Raw genomic sequence first — 13,988 nt, 5'->3', positions numbered from 1 at the left:
CGCCGCGCCCTCAGCCCCGCGGGATCTCGAAGAGCCGGGTCAGGCCCGAGGCGAGCCCCATGTCGCCGGTGACCTTGAGCCTGCGGGTCATGAACATCGCGACCGGCGCGCTGGTCCCCGAGACGAGCTTGAGGAACTCGGCGTCGCCCATGGTGAGAACGGTGCGGGCGTCGGCGTCGGAGGGGCCCTCGGTGACCGTGCAGGCGGAGTCGGCGATGGCCGTCTCGTAGACCACGACCGGGTCGCCGGTGATCTCCCAGCGGATGAGGGCGGTGAGCCCGCCCGCCTCCTCGGCGCGGAACTGGCCCGCGAGACGGCCGAAGATCTCGGCGAGCACGCGGGTGCGGAGCTCCCCGCGCATCACCCGCTCGATGTCCCCGCGGGACGCGTTCCTCACCAGCGCCGCGAACTCCTCGGGGGTGACGCTCGCGAAGTCCCGCGCGAGCAGGCTCTCCAGGTCGGTCTCTGTCATCACATTCCTTACCCGATAGTAAACTTACCGCAGAGTAAGATTAGGATGATCGTCGGTAGGCTGGCAAGGGTGAACGACAAGCCCAGGCGCCGGCTGCCGAGGAGCGTGCGCGAGCAGGAGATCATCGACGCGGCCGTGCACGTGTTCTCCCAGCGCGGCTACCGCGCCGCCGTCGTGGACGAGATCGCGGAGCTGGCGGGGATCTCCAAGCCGATGATCTATCTGTATCTCGGCTCCAAGGAGGGGCTGTTCATCGCGTGCGTGCGGCGCGAGGCGCTGCGGCTGGCGGCGGCGTTCCGGGAGGGGGCAGAGGGGGGACGTTCCCCCGAACTGCGCCTGTGGCACGGGCTGTTCGGATTCTTCGCCTTCGTCGCGGAGCGCAGGGACAGCTGGGTGGTGCTGCACCGGCAGGCGCCCGAGCAGAGCGAGGCGATCGCGAACGAGCTGGCGCGGGCGCGCCGTTCGGTGATGGCTGAGGTCACGGCGCTGGTCGTCGCGGGCATCGAGGACAGCGACGGCGGCGCCGGACTCGGGGCGGACGACGCGGACTTCGTTGCCCACGCCCTGGTGGGCGCGGCGGACGCGGTCACCGACTGGATGGAGCGGCACCCGGGGCGGTCGCCGGAGGGGATCACCCTGCGGCTGATGAACGTGGTGTGGGTGGGGATGCGGAACGTGCTGGCCGGCGAGGTCTGGTCCCCGCCGGACGCCCAGGGCCGGAAGTGAGGCGTGTCAGCCGGGTGTGACGCGGCCCTCCAGGTGCGGGCGGCCGTCGGCGGTGGCGCGCAGGGTGAACGGGCCGCGCGGCGAACCGGCGAACGTCACCCGCCCCGGCAGCGGTATCGGGGCGCGGAAGCGCGCCTCGGCGGTGAACGCGTCGGGCAGCCCGTCCTCCAGCGCGGCCAGGCAGCGGGCCAGGGACCACATGCCGTGGGCGATGGCCCGCGGGAACCCGAACAGCCGGGCGGGGAGAGGGTGGAGGTGGATCGGGTTCCGGTCGCGGGAGACGGCCGCGTAGCGGCGGCCGGTCGCGGCCGGCACGTCCCAGACCTCGCCCGGGACGGACGCCCTCGGCTCGCGTGAGCCGCCGGGCGCGTCGGGCCGTCGCGGGGAGGGCCCCCGGCGGCGGCTGAGGTAGGTGGCGGCCGAGCGCCAGACCGCGGCGCCACCCGCGCCGGTCGCCTCGGTCGCCTCGGTCGCCTCGGTCGTGATGTCGAACGCGGTGCCCCCGGGGTGCGGCACCGGCCCGGCCGCCTCGACGCGGAAGGACAGCGGCTCGCCGGGGGCGAGGGGCCTCCTGTGCTCGATCCGGCAGCCGAGGTGGACGAGCCCCGGCAGCCGGAACGGGAAGTCGCGCCGCGTCATCAGCTCCATGGCCAGGGGGAACGCGGCGATGTGCGGGTAGGTGGGCGGCAGCCGGTCGGCGCGGCGGAAGCCGCACACCGCGGCGTAACGGGCCAGGCGCGCGGGGTCGGCGGCGTTCGGCGGCCCGGAGAGGGCGCCCTCGGGCAGCGGGCCGCCGCCGCGCGGCAGCAGCAGGGCGCGGGCGTAGGAGGCCGGCAGGGTGCTCATGAGCCGGGCACGGCCTGCCCGCAGACCCGGAGGACCTGGCCGGTGACGGCGCCGCTGGCGGGCGAGGCGAGGAAGGCGACGGCCTCGGCCACGTCGATGGGCCGGCCCGCCTGGCCCAGGCTGTTCAGCCGGCTGACGACCGCGCGGACCGGGCCGGGGATGGCGGCGGTCATGTCGGTGGCGATGAAGCCGGGGGCCACGGCGTTGGCGGTGACGCGGCGTTCGGCCAGGTCCGGGGCGAGGGCCTGGACCAGCCCCGTCAACCCGGCTTTGCTGGCCGCGTAGTTGGTCTGCCCCGGGATGCCCGCGATGGCGCTGATGGAGGAGGTCGCGACGATCCGGCCGCCGTCGCGCAGGAGCGGGAGCAGGGCCTCGGTCAGCCGCTCGGCGGCGATCAGGTTGACCCCGAGGACGGCGTGCCAGCGCTCGGCCTCCATGGCGCCGAGCGGCTTGTCGCGGGTGATCCCGGCGTTGTGGACCAGGACGTCGAGGCCGCCGCCGTGCCGCTCGCGCAGGTGGTCCGCGACGCGGTCGCCCGCGTCCGCGTCCGTGACGTCCACGGTGAGCGCGGTGCCGCCGAGCCGCGCGGCGAGCGCGCGCAGCGGCTCGGCCCGCGCGGGCAGGTCCAGGCAGACCACCGTGGCGCCGTCGCGGTGCAGCGTCTCGGCCACCGCGGCGCCGATGCCGCGGGCGGCGCCGGTGACCAGGGCGGTCCGCCCGTCGAGCGGGCGCTCCCACGCGGCGGGCGGCTCGGCGGGGACGGTGGTGTCACAGCGCAGCGTCTGGCCCGAGACATAGGCGGAGCGCGGGGAGAGGACGAAGCGGACGGCGGACTCCATGGCGCCCTCGGCTCCGGGTGCGACCCGCAGGAGGTTCGCGGTGGCGCCGTGCCGCGACTCCCGCGCGAGCGCCCGGACGAAGCCGTCGATCGCCCGCTGGGCCACCGTCTCGCCGCGGGTGGCGGCGAGCTCGGGCGGGGTGGCCACCACGAGGACCCGGCCGCAGGGGGCGAGCGAGCGGAGCCGGGGGCCGAAGAAGGCGTGCAGCTCGGCGAGCCGGCCGCTGTCGGTGATGCCGGTCGCGTCGAAGACGAGCCCGGCGGGGCGCTCGGGGCGCTGCCGGGCGGCCACGCCGCAGGAGGCGAGGATGCCGCCCAACGCCTCGGTGGCGCGGCCTCCTTCGGCGTGGCCCAGCTCGACGAGGCCGGGGAACGGAGGGCCCGCCGGGTCGTGCCGGGCGAGGTGCCCGGGGCGGGGCAGGCCGAGCCGCTTGCTGAGGAAGGCTCCGGGGCGGGTGGCGGTGAAGGAGAGATATCTGTCGGTCATTGATTTCCTTCCTACTGCGCGGTAAGTCTACTGGGGAGTCATGTCAGTCGACCGTGATCAGCACAGAGCATGCCCGGAGGGCGCGGCCGGTGGCCCGGCGGCAGCGCCATCCTGGGGAGCGGGCGAGGGAGTTGATCCATGGGCAGCGCGCACAGGGACATGCGGAGGGCGCGGCGGCGCGGGGGCCTGGCCGACCGCGTCCGCCCCCGGCTGATCCGGGAGAACGGGGTGGTGCGCGAGGTGCGCGTGCCGCCGCTCGTTCCCCCGCCGACGCGGGGCAGCACCGCGGACATCCCGTTCACCAACGCCGCCGAGGCGCCCGACGCGGTGGTCCTGCGGCGCAAGGCGGGGGACCGGTGGGAGCCGGTGACCGCCGCGGCGTTCGCCCGCCAGGTCGCCGAGGTGGCCAAGGGGCTGATCGCCGCCGGGCTCCCACCGGGCGGCCGGGTCGCCCTGATGGCCCGCACCCGCGCCGAGTGGGCCGTGACCGACTTCGCCGTCTGGGCGGCGGGCGGCGTCACCGTGCCGGTCTACGCGACCTCCTCGGCCGACCAACTGGCCTGGATCCTGCGGGACTCGGGGGCCGCGTTCCTCGTGGTGGAGACCGGGGAGAACGCGGAGACCGCCGAGAGGGCCCTCGCCGCCCCGGCCGGGTCCGGCCCCGCCGCGCCGCGTCCGGCGGTGTGGGTGATCGACCACGGCGGTCTCGACGAGCTGGCCGGACTCGGCCGCGCCGGCGGCGAGGAGGGGGACGCCGCCGTGGCCGCGCGCCGGGCGGCGCTCGCCCCCGAGGCCGTCGCCACCCTCGTCTACACCTCGGGCACCACGGGCCGCCCCAAGGGCTGCGTGCTCACCCACGCCAATCTCCACGCCGAGGCGGCCAACCTGGTGGAGCTGCTCCGGCCGGTCTTCGAGGAGGTCACCGGGGAGACCCCGGCCACGTTGATCTTCCTGCCGCTGGCGCACATCCTGGGCCGGACCATCCAGATCGCCTGCCTGTCCGCGCGCATCGAGATCGGCCACTGCCCCAGCGTCAGGCCCGACGACCTCCGGCCCGAACTGGCCTCCTTCCGGCCGACGTTCCTCGTCGGCGTGCCCTATCTGTTCGAGAAGATCCACGACACCGGGCGGGCCATGGCCGAACGCATGGGCCGCGGCGCCTCGTTCGCACGGGCCGACCGGGTCGGCGTGGCCTGGGGCGAGGCGGCGCTGCGCGCCTACGACGGGACGGGCCCCGGCCCGGGACCCGGGCTGCGGCTGGCCAGGGGCCTCTACGACCTGCTGGTCTACCGCAGGATCCGCGCGGCGCTGGGCGGCAGGCTGCGGTACGCCGTCAGCGGGGGCTCGCCGCTCGACCCGCGGCTGGCGCTGTTCTTCCTGGGCTGCGGCATCGCCGTCTACGAGGGCTACGGCCTCACCGAGACCACCTCGGCCGCCACCGTCAACCCGCCGCTCGCGCCCCGGCCCGGCACGGTCGGCCACCCGGTGCCCGGCGCGGCGGTGCGCATCGCCGACGACGGGGAGGTGCTGGTCTCGGGCGGCATCGTCACCGGCGCCTACTGGAACGACGAGAGCGCCACCGAGGCGGCCCTGCGCGAGGGCTGGTTCGCCACCGGCGACCTCGGACGGCTCGACGCCGACGGCTACCTGGCGATCACCGGCCGCAAGAAGGACATCCTCGTCACCAGCGGCGGCAAGAACGTCTCCCCCGGCCCGCTGGAGGACCGGCTGCGCGGCCGTCCCCCGCTCGGGCCCTGCGTGGTCGTCGGCGAGGGACGCCCCTTCGTCGCCGCGCTGGTGACGCTGGAGCGCGAGGCGCTGGCCCACTGGCTCGCGGTCCGCGGGCGCCCGGCGGACACGCCGGTGGCCGCGCTGTGCGAGGACGAGGAGCTGCGGGAGACGGTGCAGCGCGCGGTCGACCACGCCAACGAGACGGTCTCCCGCGCCGAGTCGATCCGCGCCTTCGCCGTCGTGGAGGGCGAGTTCACCGAGGAGAACGGGCTGCTGACGCCCTCGCTGAAGGTGCGGCGGCGGGCGGCCATGGCGGCCTACGCGCGGGAGATCGACCGCCTCTACCGGCGGAAGCCCTGACCGGCGCCACCGACCGCCCGCACCGACCGGGGGCGCGGTCGTGCACGCCCGCGCCCGCGCGCCGACCGCGCCCCCACCGGTTGACGGGCGCCGGGTCGAGCGCCTTGTATCGCCGAGGACCCCCGCACGTCCCCGGCGAAAGGCCGCAGCCATGAACGCCACCGCCAGGCAACCGAACGTCGTCGTCGTCCTGACCGACCAGCAGCGCTGGGACACCGCCGGGGTGCACGGCAACCCGGCCGGTGTCACGCCCGAGTTCGACCGCATCGCACGCGGCGGCACGCATGTCGAGCGGGCCGTCACCCCCCAGCCGGTGTGCGCGCCCGCCCGCGCGGCGCTCCAGACCGGCCGGTACCCCACCGCGGCCGGGGTCTTCCGCAACGGGCTGCCGCTTCCGCCCGGCGTCCCGACCCTGGCCGGGGCGTTCGCGGAGGCCGGGTATGTCACCTGCTACCTCGGCAAGTGGCATCTGGCGGGCGAGGAGGCGGGCGCCGGGCCCGTTCCCCCGGACGGGCGCGGCGGGTACCAGCGGTGGCTGGCCAGCGAGCTGCTGGAGTTCACCTCGGACGCCTACCGCACCGTGCTCTGGGACGAGGACGAACGGCCCGTGCGGCTGCCCGGCTACCGCTCGGACGCGCTGATCGACGCGGCGATCCGGTTCGCGGCCGACCATCACGACCGGCCGTTCCTCCTCTTCCTCTCCCTGCTGGAGCCGCACCACCAGAACGCCACGGACGACTATCCCGCGCCCGACGGCTACCGGGAGCGGTACGAGGGGCGCTGGCTGCCGCCCGATCTGGCCGCGCTCAGCGGCGAGGCGCCGGGCGGCGGCGCCCACCGGCACCTGGGCGGCTATCTGGGCCAGGTCAAGCGGGTGGACGAGGGCGTCGGCAGGCTCCGCGACGCGCTGCGCAGCCTGGACGTGGAGGACAGGACGGTGCTGGCGTGGACGGCGGACCACGGCTCGCACTTCAGGACGCGCAACGACGAGTACAAGCGCTCGGCGCACGACGCCTCGGTGCGGGTGCCGCTGGCGCTGACCGGCCCCGGCTTCACGGGCGGCGGCCTGATCAGGCACCCGGTGTCCACGGTGGACCTGGTGCCCACGCTGATGGAGGCGGCCGGCGTCGCGGTGCCCGAGGGGGTGCAGGGCCGCTCGTTCCTGCCGCTGGTGGGCGGCGGCACGGACCCGGGGCGGCCCGCCGAGGTCTTCGTGCAGATCAGCGAGTCGCAGGTGGGGCGCGCGGTGTGCACCGACCGGTGGAAGTACGCGGTGACGGCGCCCGGCGTGGACGCGTGGAACGAGCCGGACGCCGACCGCTATGTCGAGTCGGAGCTGTACGACCTGGCGGCCGACCCGTACGAGCTGGACAACCTGGCCGGGCTCGCCTCGCACCGCGAGGTCGCGGCGGGGCTGCGGGCCGCGCTGCGCGCGTGGCTCGCGCGGGTGGGCGAACGGCCCGCCGAGATCGTTCCGGCCCCGGAGCGGGAGGCCGGGCAGCGGCGGCCCGACCCCGAGGCACGGGAACTGCCGTGGGACGGGCTGCCGTTCGGGCACGCGAGCGGAGGGCCGCGCGGGAGCGGAGGTGACCGGCAAGAAGGGCGTGACCCCCGTCGTTGACCCGGCCATGCCGCACACACACGAGACCGCGCAGCCGTCCCGCTTCCTGTTCGTGCACCGGGGAGAGCCCCGGTGGTGCCCGAGGGGAACGAGCGGCTGCTGTGGGAGGCGACGCTGTGGGCCACGGACGTGGTGATCGCGTCGCCGCTGTACTGGTACAGCGTCTCGGCGACCACCAAGCGGTACCTGGACCACTGGTCGGGCTGGCTGCGGGTGGAGGGCGCCCCGCTGAAGGAGCGCATGCGCGGCAACCCGGTCGGCGAGAGGGCGGAACGCGTCTGAGCACACCCCCGTGACGGCCGCCGATCCGACCCGGTCGGCGGCCGTCGTCGCGTTCCGCACGCCTGCGGTCCGGAAAACTTTCGGAAAACCGCAGCGGAGCAGGTCACCCCGACGATCTCCCCCCTTTCCTCCCCTGACCTGGAAATCCGCCGGTAACAGAGTATTGACCTGCGCTTGGGCCCCTCATTAGCTTCTTCCGGAACCGTCCTGAAAATTATCGGGATCCGCCCTCTTCCGCGCGGAGTCAAGCCATGCCCAGCCGCCGTGCATTCCTCAGCCTGCTCCCCCTGACCGTCGCGGCCACCGCCGCGCCCACCGTCGCCGCGACATCCGCCCGAGCCGCGGAGAGACGCGACCTCTTCGTCTCGCCGTCCTGGCAGCCCGGCAGCCTGACCCTGGCCAAGAACGGCAGGGCCGCCCCCATCCTCGTCAGCTCCGACGACCACCCCGGCGTGGCACGCGCCGCCCGCGACCTGGCCGCCGACGTCCGGCGCGTCACCGGGATCGAGCCCAGCGTCTCGGTGGGCGACTGGACCCCCGTCCGGGACGACGAGGTCGTCCTCATCGGCACCATCGGCAAGAGCCCGCTCATCGACCGGCTGATCAGCGAAGGCAAGCTGGACGTCGGCGGCGTCACCGGCCGGTGGGAGACGACCCGCGAACAGGTCGTCAGCAACCCGATGCCCGGCGTCCGCCGCGCCTTCGTCATCGCGGGCAGCGACCAGCGCGGCACCATCTACGGCATCTACGAGACCTCCCGCCAGATGGGCGTCTCGCCCTGGTACTGGTGGGACGACGTGCCCGCCCGGCAGCACGCCGAGCTGTACGTCCTCCCCGGCCGCCACACCCAGGGCACCCCGGCCGTGAAGTACCGCGGGTTCTTCATCAACGACGAGAACCCGGCGCTCGGCACCTGGGCCCCGGCGTTCTTCGGCCCCGGGCACGCCCCCGGCTTCCCCAACGGGTTCAACAGCGACTTCTGGGCCAAAATCTTCGAGGTCATGCTGCGGCTGAAGGCCAACTACCTGTGGCCCGCCGTGTGGGGCCGCGCGTTCGCCGAGGACGACCCGCGCAACCACGCCGTGGCCACCGAGTACGGCGTGGTGATGGGCACCTCGCACGAGGCCCCGATGATGCGCGGCATCGAGGAGTGGAACCGGCACGCCAGGGCGGCGGTCAGGGACGGCGAGGGCAACATCGTCACGCCAGGCGAGGACCCCTACGGCGGCACGGGCGAGTGGAGCTTCCGCCGCAACGGCGACGCGATCCGGCAGTACTGGACCGACGGCGTCCGGCGCATGGTGGAGGAGGACTTCGAGGGCGTGGTCACCCTCGGCATGCGCGGCAACGGCGACGTCAGCCTCCCCGACGGCGACGGCATCGAGCTGATGGAGTCGATCCTCGCCAGCCAGCGCGAGATCCTGGAGCAGACCTTCGAGGGCGACATCACCGGGATCCCGCAGGTCCAGACGCTCTACAAGGAGGTCCAGCGCTACTGGGACCAGGGCCTGCGCCCGCCGGACGACGTCACCGTCATCTTCTGCGACGACAACTGGGGCAACATGCGCAAGGTCCCCGACCTGTCGCTCCCCGACCGCGCCGGCGGCTACGGCATCTACTACCACTTCGACTACGTCGGCGGCGGGCGCAACTACAAGTGGGTCGACACCGTCAACCTGGCGAGCACCTGGGAGCAGTTGCACCTCTCCCACCAGTACGGCATCGACCGGCTGTGGGTGGTCAACGTCGGCGACATGAAGGCCGAGGAGATGCCGCTCCAGTTCTTCCTCGACTACGCCTGGGACCCCGAGCGCTGGACGCTCGACCAGCTCGGCGAGTGGGAACGCCGGTACGCCGAGGAGAACTTCGGGCCCTCGCACGCCGAGGCCATCGCCGAGGTGCTGCACACCTACGGGATCCTCCAGGCGCGCCGCAAGCCGGAGCTGCTGAACCGCCGCATCACCCTCGACCCCGAGAAGGACCTGGCCACCGACCCGACCGCGGTGGTCTACGACGACCGGATGACGCCCTACAGCCTCACCGACTACCGCGAGATCGAACGCGTCACCGCCGAGTGGGAGCAGCTGGACGCCGAGGCGCAGCGCATCGGCGACGCGCTGGACCCGGCCTACGCCGACTCCTACTACCAGCTGGTCCAGTACCAGGTGGAGGCGACCGCCAATCTCTACGCGCTGCGGTACGCCGAGTTCGCCGCCCTCCACTACGCCGAGCAGGGCCGGGCGCTGACCAACCAGCTCGCGGACGCGACCGACGCCAGGTTCGCGGACGACCAGGCGATGTCGGACTACTACAACAACACGCTGGCGGACGGGAAGTGGGCGGGATTCCAGACGCAGCCGAAGATCGGCTACGGCGATGTGGAGCGCTACGGGCCCGACGCGCCCTGGCAGCAGCCGCAGACGCCCGACCATGTGGCACTGCCCGACGAGGTGTTCCCCCCGGTGCGGCGCGTCGAGCTGGCCGAGGGGCCCGAGATGGGCGTGGCGATCGACGGCTCCGCGTCCTGGTGGCCGAACGCCGGTGAGCCCGCGACGCTGCCGCGGTTCAGCCCGTACCAGAGCCAGCCGGAGCAGTACATCGAGGTCTTCAACCGCGGGTCCGCGCCGTTCGAGTACCGCATCGAGCCCGCCGAGCCGTGGGTGCGGGTGACCGAAGCCTCGGGAACGGTGGAGGCCCAGGTGCGCGCGCTCGTCACCGTGGACTTCTCGGCCGCGCCCCGGGGCGAGACGACCGTGCCCATCACCGTGTCGGGCCCGGACGGTTCATCCGTGGAGGTGCTGGCGCCGGTGTTCAACCCGGGCACGCCGCGCCGCCGCCTCTCGGGGTTCATCGAGGCCAACGGCTACGTCTCGATGGAGGCCGCGCACTACTGGCGGGCGGTCAACACCTCGGGCGTCAGCTGGAGGCGTATCCCCGGCATCGGCCGCACGGGTGACGGCGTGACGCCGTTCCCGGTGACCTCCGGCCGCCAGACGCCGGGCGGCCGGAGCCCGCGTCTGGAGTACGAGATGACGCTGTTCACGGCGGGAGAGGTGGACGTGCACGTCCACCTCTCCCCCCGGAACAACGCGCTGCCCACCGATGGCCTGTCCTACGCGGTCTCCTTCGGGGACGCCGACCCGCGGACGGTGAACGTCACCCGGGTCACGGGCTCGGACGACACCTCGATGAACAAGCAGTGGGAGCGGAACACCTCGGACAACGTGACCGTGACCGTCACCACGCACACCGTCGCCGAGGCCGGGCGCCACGTCCTGAAGTTCTGGATGGTGGACCCGACGGTGGTCGTCCAGAAGATCGTGGTCGACACCGGGGACCTGCGGCCCAGCTACCTGGGCCCGCCCGAGAGCATGCGGGCCCGGGACTGAGGAACGGAGGGGATCCCCCGGGACCCCCCGGGGACCCCCGGACCCCTCCGGACGTGATCATGCCCGCACCCCGTGCGGGCATGATGGCGTTATGGGACGAATCACGGAGCGCCGCCGCGTCGTGCGGATCAGGGACGGTCTGGTCACCGAGCGCGCGGACACGCTGGTCGGCGAGGAGCCGCTGGAGATCCGCGTGAACGGCCGCCCGATCGCGGTGACCATGCGCACCCCGGGCGACGACTTCGCGCTGGCCGCGGGCTTCCTGGTCAGCGAGGGCGTGCTGGCGCGGGCCGACGAGCTGGGCCGCATCGCGTACTGCGCGGGAGCCACGGACGCGGACGGCGGCGGCAACAGCTACAACGTCGTCGACGTCCGCCTGGCCTCGGGAACGCTGCCGCCCGACCTCTCCCTGGCACGCCTGGAGCGGAACGTCTACACCACCTCCTCCTGCGGCCTGTGCGGCAAGGCCAGCCTGGACGCGGTCCGCACCACCGCGCGCTGGCCGCTGCCGCTGACGGGCGGCCCGCTGCTGTCCCCCGTGCTGCTCGCGGCGCTGCCCGACCGGCTGCGGGCGGCGCAGCGGGTGTTCGAGCGCACGGGCGGCCTGCACGCCGCGGCGCTGTTCGACGGCGAGGGCCACCTGCTCGACATCCGCGAGGACGTGGGGCGGCACAACGCGGTGGACAAGGTGGTGGGGCGGGCCCTGGAGCGGGGGGCGCTGCCCCTGGAGGACGCTGTGCTGCTGGTGTCGGGGCGCGCGTCGTTCGAGCTGGCGCAGAAGGCCGTGATGGCCGGGATCCCGGTGCTGGCGGCCGTCTCGGCGCCGTCCTCGCTGGCCGTCGACCTGGCGGTGGAGTCCGGGCTGACGCTGGTCGGGTTCCTGCGGGGAGCCTCGATGAACGTCTACGCGGGCGCGGAGCGGATCGCCCTCCCGGCACCGGCCGGAGCCTGATCGCCGCGGCCCCGCGCACCGCCGCCCGCGCGGCCGTCGATGCCGCCGTCGCCGTCGCCGTTCACCGTCTCCCGCTCCGCGTGGCCGTCCCCGGCCTGGCCGTCGCCGTCCCCGGCCGCCTCGGGGTCGCGCGACCAGCGGCGGGAGAGGTAGGCGCAGACGATCAGCTGGGTCTGGTGGAAGATCATCAGCGGCAGCACCGCGAGCGCGGCCTGTCCCTGGAAGATGACGCTGGCCATGGGCAGCCCGGCGGCCAGCGACTTCTGGGACCCGGCCAGCACGACCACCACCCGGTCCTCGCGGCGGAAGCGCAGCCGGCGCGCGGCGAGGGCGGTCAGCAGCAGCATGGCGGCCAGCAGCGCCGCCTCGACCCCGAACAGCGCGAGCAGCCGCCGCCAGCTGACCTCGTTCCACACCCCCGCGTTCACGCCCTCGCTGAACGCGGCGTAGACGACGACCAGGATCGATCCCCTGTCGATCAGGGAGAGCGCGCCACGGTGCCGCTTCACGAAGTCCCCGATCCAGCGCCGTAGCAGCTGCCCGAGGAGGAACGGCAGGAGCAGCTGGCCGCCGATCGCGAGGAGCGTCCCCGCCGAGAAGCCGCCGCCGCTGCCGATCAGCGCCGCCGCGAACAGCGGGGTGAGCAGGACGCCGAGCACGCTGGAGAACGAGCCGGCGGCGATCGCCCCCGCGACGTTGCCCCGGGCCATCGACGTGAACGCGATCGAGGACTGCACCGTCGAGGGGACCAGGCACAGGAACAGCAGCCCGTCGTACAGGTCGTCCGTCAGCAGCCAGGGGGTGAGGCCCACGGCGGCCAGGCCGAAGAGCGGGAAGACGGCGAACGTCGAGGCCAGGATGGTGAGATGGAGCCGCCAGTGCCGGATTCCGTCCAGCGCCTCACGGGTGGAGAGCCGCGCCCCGTAGAGGAAGAACAGCATGCCGATGAAGCCGGTGGCCGCGCCGTCCACGGTGTCCGCGGCCCTCCCCGAGGCGGGCAGCAGCGCGGCCAGACCGACGGTGGCCAGCAGCAGCACGATGTAGGGGTCGATCATCCGGGTCAGTCTGCGCACGGACGGCACTCTCTCCTCGGGGCCTCGGAGGCGTTCGCAACGATAGATATCACCCGATCATTCTGCGACTTATCGCCGGTCGACTCGAACAGACAAGGACAGATATCAACGTGAGCGGCGTCCGCCGGGCCGGCGCGCGATCAGGGCTCACGCCGCACCCAGCCCCGCTCGTGGGCCTGCCAGCCCAGCTGGAGACGGGTGGCGGCGCCCGTCAGATCCATCAGCCGCCGCACCCGCCGCTGCACGGTCCGCAGCCCGAGGCCCAGGTGCTTGCCGACGCTGGTGTCCGTGAGGCCCGCCAGCAGCAGCGAGAGGATCCGCAGGTCGGTGGCGTCGGGACCGCCCGCCTCCCCCCTGACCGGTCCGCCGCCCTCCTCGTCCAGGCGCAGCGGCAGCGCCTCGCGCCACACCGCCTCGAACAGCGCCAGCAGCGAGTCGAGCAGCCCACTGGCGTGCACCACCACCGCGGCCGGACCCGCGCCGTCCCGCGAGGTCAACGGCACCATCGCCGTCGACCGGTCCGCGATCACCAGCTTGGTCGGCACCCGCTCCACCACCCGCACCCGCTGGTCGCGCCGCAGCGCCGCCGCCAGCTCCACCACGCTCGGCGGGGACTCCAGCGCCTCCCGTTCCAGCACCACGCGGTAGGTCACGCCGCGCTCCACCACGCGCTCCTCGGCCTCGTTCTCCGTCCCGGTGACCGCCACGGGCGTGCCCGTGACCAGCGCGCAGACCTCCTGGGCCGCGCCGAGCTGAAGCTGCGAGAAGCGGTGCGCCACCGCGCTCACCCCGACGACCACCTCGACCAGGTCGGGCGCCGCGGACTCGTCCGCCTCCGCCCGGTACTCGGCGGCCAGCAGCCCCGCCGCCAGCTCCGCCCGGTCCAGCTCGTGCCGCTGCTGCGCCAGCAGCGCCCCCAGCGCGACGACGGGCGGCGCGGCGACCCAGCGGCCGGGGTGCGAGGGTGACCGTGCGGCGAGGCCGCGCCGCTCCAGGCCGCGCAGCGCCCGTTCCGTCTCGTCCACCGCCCGCGCCAACCGCCCGGCCAGCGGGGACGCCTCGGCGGCGCCCAGCGCGACCAGCGCGCGGTAGGCCGCCTCCTCGGCCTCGTCCAGACCGACCGCTGCCAGCATCGAGTGACCTTCCTCCCCGGCGTTCCCGTCCCCGGCGTCCCCGCCGACCTCCACCGACCCCACTGGCGGGAACGCGTC

General features: G+C 74.2%; 10 protein-coding genes and 1 pseudogene. 6 read left to right on the top strand and 5 right to left on the bottom strand.

Translation table 11 applies throughout. The annotated features are described in order from the left end of the window. Positions 1 to 10: 10 nt before the first annotated feature. Entirely contained in the window at positions 11 to 472 is a 462-nt protein-coding gene (locus ADY01_RS02685) for an SCP2 sterol-binding domain-containing protein (RefSeq protein WP_049564858.1), read from the bottom strand. Between the two features lie 69 nt (positions 473 to 541). Here ADY01_RS02685 and ADY01_RS02680 point away from each other — a divergent pair, with 69 nt between their 5' ends. After that, a complete protein-coding gene (locus ADY01_RS02680) occupies positions 542 to 1,198 on the top strand; it encodes a TetR/AcrR family transcriptional regulator (RefSeq protein ID WP_199826147.1) in 657 nt (218 codons plus the stop codon). Positions 1,199 to 1,204: 6 nt separating this feature from the next. On the opposite strand, the gene ADY01_RS02675 is transcribed toward ADY01_RS02680, so the two are convergent. Together ADY01_RS02675 and ADY01_RS02670 are read right to left on the bottom strand one after the other, a co-directional pair. Then, positions 1,205 to 2,044, bottom strand: coding sequence for a MaoC family dehydratase (locus ADY01_RS02675; RefSeq protein WP_049564854.1), 840 nt, complete (start codon positions 2,042 to 2,044; stop codon positions 1,205 to 1,207). Beyond that, positions 2,041 to 3,369, bottom strand: coding sequence for a 3-oxoacyl-ACP reductase (locus ADY01_RS02670; RefSeq protein ID WP_049564851.1), 1,329 nt, complete (start codon positions 3,367 to 3,369; stop codon positions 2,041 to 2,043). Before ADY01_RS02670 ends, ADY01_RS02675 begins: the two co-directional genes overlap by 4 nt. Positions 3,370 to 3,507: 138 nt before the next feature. On the opposite strand from ADY01_RS02670, the gene ADY01_RS02665 reads away from it, so the two are divergent. The 5 genes and pseudogenes from ADY01_RS02665 (at position 3,508) to fdhD (ending at position 11,704) form a co-directional block, all read left to right on the top strand. Next, the gene (locus tag ADY01_RS02665) at positions 3,508 to 5,460 is read left to right on the top strand and encodes an AMP-dependent synthetase/ligase (RefSeq protein WP_049564849.1); all 1,953 of its coding nucleotides are present in this window, start codon (positions 3,508 to 3,510) and stop codon (positions 5,458 to 5,460) included. A gap of 151 nt (positions 5,461 to 5,611) precedes the next feature. Continuing rightward, positions 5,612 to 7,081 carry a sulfatase-like hydrolase/transferase gene (locus ADY01_RS02660; RefSeq protein WP_049564847.1) on the top strand — a complete coding sequence of 490 codons (1,470 nt, stop codon included), beginning with the start codon at positions 5,612 to 5,614 and terminating at the stop codon, positions 7,079 to 7,081. Positions 7,082 to 7,162: 81 nt separating this feature from the next. Then, a pseudogene (locus ADY01_RS02655) lies at positions 7,163 to 7,330 on the top strand (NAD(P)H-dependent oxidoreductase); the annotation flags it as partial. Positions 7,331 to 7,614: 284 nt separating this feature from the next. Beyond that, a complete protein-coding gene (locus ADY01_RS02650; RefSeq protein WP_049564842.1) occupies positions 7,615 to 10,752 on the top strand; it encodes a glycosyl hydrolase 115 family protein in 3,138 nt (1,045 codons plus the stop codon). Positions 10,753 to 10,843: 91 nt separating this feature from the next. Beyond that, complete coding sequence (fdhD, locus tag ADY01_RS02645; protein WP_049564839.1) at positions 10,844 to 11,704, top strand: formate dehydrogenase accessory sulfurtransferase FdhD; 861 nt, start codon at positions 10,844 to 10,846, stop codon at positions 11,702 to 11,704. Here the strand turns inward: fdhD and ADY01_RS02640 are convergent. Next, positions 11,656 to 12,759, bottom strand: coding sequence for a bile acid:sodium symporter family protein (locus ADY01_RS02640; RefSeq protein ID WP_078899934.1), 1,104 nt, complete (start codon positions 12,757 to 12,759; stop codon positions 11,656 to 11,658). The two genes, fdhD and ADY01_RS02640, sit on opposite strands and share 49 nt — an antisense overlap. Before the next feature lie 158 nt (positions 12,760 to 12,917). Next, positions 12,918 to 13,910, bottom strand: a complete 993-nt coding sequence (locus ADY01_RS02635; RefSeq protein ID WP_049564911.1) for a helix-turn-helix domain-containing protein — start codon at positions 13,908 to 13,910, stop codon at positions 12,918 to 12,920. Positions 13,911 to 13,988 lie beyond the last annotated feature (78 nt).

This window comes from Streptomyces sp. SBT349 (genome assembly GCF_001083795.1).
Taxonomy (GTDB): Bacteria; Actinomycetota; Actinomycetes; order Streptomycetales; family Streptomycetaceae; genus Streptomyces.
The sequence above is the reverse complement of the archived record's forward strand: the minus strand, read 5'-3'. Positions and strand labels throughout refer to the sequence as shown.